Raw genomic sequence first — 7,118 nt, 5'->3', positions numbered from 1 at the left:
CCCCGACTCTCGCTCCGTCGCCGAGCCGACCGCCGCACCCACCCGGGAATCAGCGCCGCGGCCCCGCCGCCGATCAGCAGCACGCCTGCCAGCGCCCTGGTCTTCCGCACCGGTACCGGGCCGGTCGAGGGCGACACCAGCAGCTGCGTCCGTACCCGGTCCCCGGCGTCGACGCCGACGCGGTTCTGGAGGTCGTCGAGGTCTGCGTTGAGGGCGTTCAGGAGGATCTTCAGTGATGCCGAGGCTGCCGCGACGCTCGGGCCGTCTGCCGTGATGTCCAGTCTCGGCAGCCAGTAGTACGGCTCCTGCGTCGTGCCGCTGTTGCGTGGTGTCAGTGAGTAGCCCGCCGACATGCCTTGTGCGTGCAGTTCTGCGGCACTCGAATCGCTTGACAGGCCCTCGGCGATCAGCGCTGCCGTGGCTGCCAGCGAGGCCTTCTGGTCCGCGTAGGGGTTCGGGTTGTCCGCCTTCGCCTGCTCTACCGCCGGGGCCTCGACCTGGACCACTGCCTGGGTTCGGTAGCGGGGGGCGGGGTGCGTTGCGGCGTAGCCGCCGGCCATCGTCACCGCCAGGATCGGTACCGCCAGCCACCATGCGCGGGCACGGAGCCGCACCTCGCGCACCGCGCGGGCGTTGCGCCAGCCCCGCGTTGTGCCGAGTTCGTCGTGCGCCCTCACACTCGCCCCCTGTCGGCCGGGTTGCGCGCCGGGGGTGGCCCGCGGCGACCTTCTCGATGATGCAGCTCGGTGGGCCGGGGCGGAAGTCCGCGGGCGGGGGGAGATCCCCTCAACCGCGACCTTGTCCGTTTCCTTCCCCGTGGCCTTTTACGGCCCTATCATGGACCACCGTCGGGTTCCGTCTGGGATCCGCCACGCGGGCCGAAGCGAAACGTGGGGGGACCATGGATCTCGGCACGATGCTGCGCGTCATGCTGCGGCGATGGTACGTGTCCATCCCCGCGCTGATCGTGGCTATCGCCCTTCCCGGGGCAGCGTGGACGATGATCTCGTCCACGTATCAGACGACGTCGACGATCAGTCTTCTGAACTCGTCGGCGGCTTCCAGTGCGAACCAGCGGACCGGGAACCCGTTCCTGGCCTTCGACAGTTCCCTGACGCCGATGGCGGACTTCCTGGCGCGCCGGCTGGGATCCGACCAGTCGGCGGCCGATCTGGCCGCGCGCGGGGTCGTCGACCCGGCCTCGGCCGAGCTCGCGCCGAACGCCTCGGGGCCCTTCCTCACGCTGACGGTGAGCGGCAAGAACCAGAACCTGGTCCTGACCGAACTGCAGACGTTCGACCAGTACGCGATCGACCAGCTCGCGGTGATCCAGACCACCACCACGGCCTCGCTGCCCACCTCGACGCTGATCCGCGCGGTGGTCGTGGTGCCGCCGCAGAAGCCGACGACGTCGATGAAGAAGAAGTTCGAGGACGTGGCCGGGGCCGGGGTCTTCGGCCTGGCGATCCTCTTCCTCTCGGTCTTCGGCAGCGAGGCGATGGCGTTGCGGCGGGCCCGCGAGCGCGCCGGCCAGCCGCGCCGCCGGATCGGCTCCGGAAACGGCAACGGCAACGGCGCGAACAGCGGGAACAACGCCAGCACCGCGACCGCGAACACCGGCAACGGCACCCTGGCCCGACGCACCCCGGCCCAATCCTCCGCCTCCCAGCTCCCCCGCTACCGCGATCCCGAGTTCGATCCAGAGGACGAGGATGAAACCGAGCCGTGGATCGACATCGAGCCACTCCCGCTCGAACACCTCGCGATCACCGATCGCGATCCGGGCTCGCGCTGACGGGCGCCGGGACGTGAGCGCTCCGGCGCCGCCGCGCCTGCGTCGCCCCGTCCGCCGCGGCGGCGGCGTCACCCCGGCCCGCAAGCCCGCGGCGGCCGAGCCCGATGCCAAGCCCCCGAAGCGGGACGCCGCCTCGGTCCTGACGATCTACGCCACCCTGGTGATGCTGGCCCCGGCCACCCAGACGGTCGCCAACCTCGGCGCCCTGGGCGCCCCGGCGACCGTCTTCTCGGTCCTGGCCTTCCTGTGGTTCCTGGCCGGACGCCTCACCGGGCGCCTCAGTCTCGACCCGGGATCCAGCTCGGTGCGCAAGGCGATGTGCGTCCTCACCATCGCCTTCACCCTGTCCTACATCGGCCTGTCCGGCCGCTCGGCCAGCCCGCTGGAGACCCAGGCCGCCGACAGAGCCCTGATCCTCATGCTGATCTGGTGCGGCCTGGTGGTCGTGGCCTCCGCCGGGATCACCGAGCGGGCCCGTCTGGAGGTCCTGCTGCGCCGGCTGGTCCTGCTCGGCACGGCCGTGGCCGTGATCGGCATCCTCGAGTTCTTCTCCGGCTGGCAGCTGACCGAGCACGTCATCATCCCGGGCCTGGCGACCAACGTCGACCCGGCCGCCACCGGGGCCCGCGGCGGCCACCTGCGCGCGCAGGCCACCACCACCCAGCCGCTGGAATTCGGCGCGGTGATCGCGGTCCACCTGCCCTTCGCCCTCCAGCAGGCCGGCGACGCCGCGCGCTGGGGCCCCGGGCTGAAGAACATGCTGCGCCGCTACGGCCCGGTGACGACCATGATCATCAGCCTCCCGATGACGGTCTCCCGCACCGCGATCATCGGCCTGGTCGTGGTCCTGGCGGTCCTGATGCCGTCCTGGCCCAAGGCCCGGCGCCGCCCCGCGTACCTCATGTCGCTGGTCGGGGCCGCGGCCGTCCGGGTCCTGGTCCCGGGCCTGCTCGGCACCATCCTGGTGCTGTTCTCCTCGGCCTCGGGCAACAACGACAACAGCTCCCAGGCCCGCACGAAGGACTACGCGGGCGTCGCGCCGTACATCAAACAGCGGCCGTGGTTCGGCCGCGGCCCGGCCACGTTCATCCCCAGCCTCTACCGCTACACCGACAACTACTACCTCCTCGCGCTCGTCGAGGTCGGCGTGGTCGGGGTGCTGGCCGTGCTGGTCATCTACTTCACCGGCATCCGCGCCGGACGGCTGGGCCGCAAGCTCAGCGTGGACGAGCCGTACCGCGACCTCGGCCAGTGCTTCGCCGCGGCGTTCGCGGTCATGCTCTTCATCAGCGCCACCTTCGACACGCTCAGCTTCCCGATGCTCAGCGGACTGCTCTTCCTCCTCTTCGGCTGTTCGGGTGCTTATTTAGGCATAGCCCGCTCGGAAGCCGCCGCCAGAGCCCGAGCCCAGGCAGGTACCGGATGAGCCAGACGCAAGCCGACGCCCCGGAATCGCTCGGCGACCGGGTCCGCTCGGCCGCCAAGTGGAGCCTGATCAACACCCTGCTGATCCGGATCGGCACCTTCGCCACCGGCGTGATCCTGGCGCGCGGCGCGCTGACGCCGCGGGACTGGGGCCTGTACGCGGTCGGCGGCGTCGCGCAGGCGGTGCTGCTGTCGTTCAACGAGTTGGGCGTCAGCCTGGCCGTGGTGCGCTGGGACCGCGATCCGCGCACGTTCGCGCCAACGGTGGTCACCCTCGCGACGGCGTCCAGCACGGTGCTGTACGTCGCGCTCTGGTTCCTGGCGCACGACATCGCGATCATGCTGGGCTCCCCCGACGCGACCGGCGTCCTGCGGATCCTGTGCTTCGCCGTGGTCGTCGACGGAGTGGCGTGCGTCCCGAACGCCGTGCTGATGCGCGAGTTCAGACAGCGCGCACGGCTGACGATCGACCTGCTGACCTTCGTCGTGAGCTCCGGCCTGACGCTGATCCTGGCGTTCCGCGGCTGGGGCGCCTCCAGCTTCGCCTGGGGCGGCGTGGCCGGCGTGATGGTGGCGCTGATCGGCTGCGGTATCGCAGCCCCCGGATACCTGCGGCCCGGCTGGGACCGCGCGGTGGCCCGCGAGCTCGTCCGCTACGGCGCCCCGCTGGCCGGGGCGAGCTTGTTCGTCCTGGCGACGATGAACACCGACAGCGCGGTGGTCGGCGCGACGCTCGGCCCGGTGGCGCTGGGCCTGTACCGGGTGGCGTTCACGATGTCGAGTTGGCCGGTCCGGGCGATCTCCGAGACGGCGCGCCGCGTTTCCTTCGCCGGCTTCTCTCGCGCAGCTGTGTCCGCGCAGACTCTGACGGACGGCTTCACCAGCGGACTCTCACCGCTGCTGATCGCCTCGGTCCCGGCCTGCGCCCTCTTGGCGGCGCTACCGACCCCGATCATCCGCTCGGTCTACGGCGACCAGTGGATCGGCGCCGCCGGAGCCCTGCGCTACCTGGCGATCCTCGGCCTGCTGCGGATCATCTTCGAGCTCTGCTACGACTTCATGGTCGCCGCCGGGCGCTCCCGCGCGCTGCTGACCGTCCAGGCGTTGTGGCTGGTGGCGTTGATCCCCGCGCTCATCATCGGCGCACACCGCCACGGCATCAGTGGCGTGGGCCTGGGTCACGTCATCGTCGCGGCGGGCCTCATCGGCCCCGCCTATCTCCTGACGTTGCGCGCCGTCGGCATCCATCCGCTCCGCATCTTCGCGGTCACCTGGCGACCGGTCATCGGCGGCGCCGTGGTGGTCGCGGTCGCCATGGCGGTGAACCACGTCGCCGGCGACTCCGACCTCGGGCTGGCCGGGGCGAGCCTGGCGGCGATGGTCGCGTACGTGCCGATCGCGGTGCCCGCGTCGGCGATGCGACAGGTGTGGGGCTCGGTGAGCTCCCGGCTCAGCCGGCGTTCGAAGGCGACGCCGCTGCCCGTGGTCGCCGACGAACGCCTCGCTTCGGGGGAGTCGGCCTCGGTCTAGGTGCGGATGCTTGGCCTAGGCGCGGATCCGCTGGTCGAGCCCGGCGGTGATGACGATCGGTTTGTCGTCGAGGAGGGCGACGGCCGAGGACATCACGGAGTCAGTGTGGACGGGCAGGGGCTCGGCGAGCGGCGCGCCGGTGTGCGCGTCGCGGAGCCACAGCGTGCCCTGCCATGCCACTTCCGCCTTCACCCTTCACCCTTCACCAGCGCGACCCGTTTTCGGACCGACGCGGCACGCTATGGCGGCCTCTCGGCGGACAGAGTGTTGCTATGGCTGGTCAGAGGCGTTCATGCCTATACATCGTTGCCCGATGGAGCACATTGGCGTACCGTTCTGAACATGAGTGTTCAGTCCAGCATCCTCGGCCGCTCCCGACGTGCGATGAAGCGGCCCCTGCTCGACGTCGTCGCGGAAGTGCTCCTGGCCCAGCCCGGCGCCTCGCTCGCCGAGGTGGCCGAAGCCGCCGGGATAAGCCGTACGACGTTGCACAAGCACTACGCGACCCGGGACGATCTGGTGCGCGCGGTGGGCCTGCGGGCGACGGAGATCTATGAACAGGCGGTGGACCGCGTCGCCGACGAGCCCGGGACGGAGGCGGGGCTGCGGCAGCTGCTCGCGGCGATGATCGAGAGCGGGCCGCAGCTGGCGTTCTTGTGGCGGAACCCCGTCCTCGACGAGGACCACGAGCTCACGCAGCGGTACGTCGACGCGGAGAAGCGCTGCCTCGCGGTGCTGAACCGGGCGCGGAGCGCGGGGTTGATCGCCGCGTCCACGCCGGACTGGTGGATGCTGCAGATGGTGAATTCGCTTGTCTACACGGCCGCTGATTCCGTGCAGTTCGGGAAGCTGGCGCCGCTCGACGCGCCGGATCTCGCGCTCAGCACTCTGCTGCACGGTTTGGGGGTGCGGGCATGAGTGCGTTCTCTAAGTTCTCGCAGACGGCCGGATTCGCGGCGAGTCTCTATGCGCAGCGCGCGGGCACACAGTATCTGGCGCACGTGCGACGCGAGCCGATGGCGATGCTCATGACGCGGAAGGGGCGCGAGGATCCGTATGCCGTCTACCGGCGGATGCGCGAGCGGGGGACGCTGACCCTGACGGCGCGGGGGAACTGGTCGACGACGAGCCATCGGGTGTGCAACGCGGTGTTGCGGGACCGCAGGTTCGGCGTGGTGCAGGACGAGCAGTTGGACCTGTCGTTCCTCGGCATGAACGCGCCGGACCACACGCGGCTGCGGCGGCTGGCGCAGCCTGCGTTCAGCCCGAAGACGCTGCCGGCGTTCCGGACCCGCATCGAGAGCACGGTCGGCGAACTGCTCGACCGGGCATCCACCGACGGGCGCTTCGACGTGGTCTCCGGCTTCGCCGCGCCGCTGCCGATCAGCGTCATCACCGAGCTGCTGGGCATCCCCGACGCCGACAGCGGTGAGTTCGCCGAGCACGGCGCGGTCATCGGCGGCGCCCTCGACGGCATCCAGTCCCTGCGCCAAGCAGCGCGCTTCGCCGCCTCAGACGCCAAACTGCACGCCCTGTTCGAGAAGCTCTTCGAGCTCCGCCGCCGCGAACCGGCCGACGACCTGATCAGCCGCCTGATCGCCGCCGAAGGCGACCAGGTCAAGCCCGGCGAGCTGGAACCGATGGTCTTCCTCCTACTGATCGCCGGCTTCGAGACCACCGTCAACGTCATCGGCAACGGCGTCCTGGCCCTCCTGAACAACCCGGACCAGTGGGAAGCACTCCGCGCAGACCCCGAACGCCTCGCCCCGAAGGCAGTCGAGGAGGCACTCCGCTACGACCCCCCGGTCCAGGCGACGAGCCGCATCGCCCTGGAAGACCTGGAGCTCGAAGGCCACCAGATCAAACGCGGCCAGTGGGTCGTGACCCTCCTCGGCGCAGCCGGCCGCGACCCCGAGGTCTACGACCACCCGGACCACTTCGCCATCGACCGCCAAGACCCCGCCGACCACCTGGCCTTCTCCAGCGGCGCCCACTACTGCGTGGGCCAACCCCTGGCCCGCATGGAGCTGACGATCGCCATGCAGCTGCTGGCCGAACGCATGCCGCAACTGAAGATCGCCGGCCCGGTGCATCGCAAACCGGGCTCGACGATCAGGGGCCTGCGACACCTGCCGGTGAGCGCCTGAGGAGAGCCGATCTGAGCACGCCAGCGGCCGAGAGCCAGCGCGCACCAGCTAGCGAGCGCCCGGCACTCGGCGGCCAGCGATAGGCCATGGAGCGATTGGCGGTCGGCAGCCAGACCGCTGGCGGTAGGCACGGCGCTCGGCAACCGGTCGATCTGCGGTCGAGCGATTGGCGATCGGCCAGCAGGCAGCGAGTGCGGTGCTCGGTCGGCAGCACTCGGCGA

The 7,118-nt window shown here is 70.7% G+C and carries 7 protein-coding genes; 5 read left to right on the top strand and 2 right to left on the bottom strand.

Annotation, left to right across the window (positions count from 1 at the left end; genetic code table 11):
- On the bottom strand, window positions 1-677 hold a 677-nt coding region (locus GWK61_RS30995), incomplete at its 3' end, for a hypothetical protein (RefSeq protein ID WP_194914937.1).
- Window positions 678-901: 224 nt separating this feature from the next.
- Here GWK61_RS30995 and GWK61_RS30990 point away from each other — a divergent pair.
- From GWK61_RS30990 to GWK61_RS30980, 3 genes are read left to right on the top strand one after another with little or no spacing between them, the layout of a single operon-like run.
- The gene (locus tag GWK61_RS30990; RefSeq protein ID WP_194914935.1) at window positions 902-1,795 is read left to right on the top strand and encodes a hypothetical protein; all 894 of its coding nucleotides are present in this window, start codon (window positions 902-904) and stop codon (window positions 1,793-1,795) included.
- Between the two features lie 13 nt (window positions 1,796-1,808).
- The gene (locus tag GWK61_RS59895; protein ID WP_194914933.1) at window positions 1,809-3,221 is read left to right on the top strand and encodes an O-antigen ligase family protein; all 1,413 of its coding nucleotides are present in this window, start codon (window positions 1,809-1,811) and stop codon (window positions 3,219-3,221) included.
- A complete protein-coding gene (locus GWK61_RS30980) occupies window positions 3,218-4,750 on the top strand; it encodes an oligosaccharide flippase family protein (RefSeq protein WP_228563214.1) in 1,533 nt (510 codons plus the stop codon). The genes GWK61_RS59895 and GWK61_RS30980 overlap by 4 nt, the downstream gene beginning before the upstream one ends.
- A 15-nt stretch (window positions 4,751-4,765) precedes the next feature.
- Here the strand turns inward: GWK61_RS30980 and GWK61_RS30975 are convergent, their stop codons facing one another.
- The gene (locus GWK61_RS30975) at window positions 4,766-4,942 is read right to left on the bottom strand and encodes a hypothetical protein (RefSeq protein WP_194914927.1); all 177 of its coding nucleotides are present in this window, start codon (window positions 4,940-4,942) and stop codon (window positions 4,766-4,768) included.
- Window positions 4,943-5,092: 150 nt separating this feature from the next.
- On the opposite strand from GWK61_RS30975, the gene GWK61_RS30970 reads away from it, so the two are divergent.
- Window positions 5,093-5,668, top strand: coding sequence for a TetR/AcrR family transcriptional regulator (locus GWK61_RS30970; protein WP_194914925.1), 576 nt, complete (start codon window positions 5,093-5,095; stop codon window positions 5,666-5,668).
- Window positions 5,665-6,897, top strand: a complete 1,233-nt coding sequence (locus tag GWK61_RS30965) for a cytochrome P450 (protein WP_194914923.1) — start codon at window positions 5,665-5,667, stop codon at window positions 6,895-6,897. Before GWK61_RS30970 ends, GWK61_RS30965 begins: the two co-directional genes overlap by 4 nt.
- Window positions 6,898-7,118 lie beyond the last annotated feature (221 nt).

This window comes from Catenulispora rubra (assembly GCF_015356825.1).
Lineage (GTDB): Bacteria > Actinomycetota > Actinomycetes > Streptomycetales > Catenulisporaceae > Catenulispora > Catenulispora rubra.
Note: the sequence above shows the minus strand (reverse complement) of the source record. Positions and strands in the feature narration are given on the sequence as shown.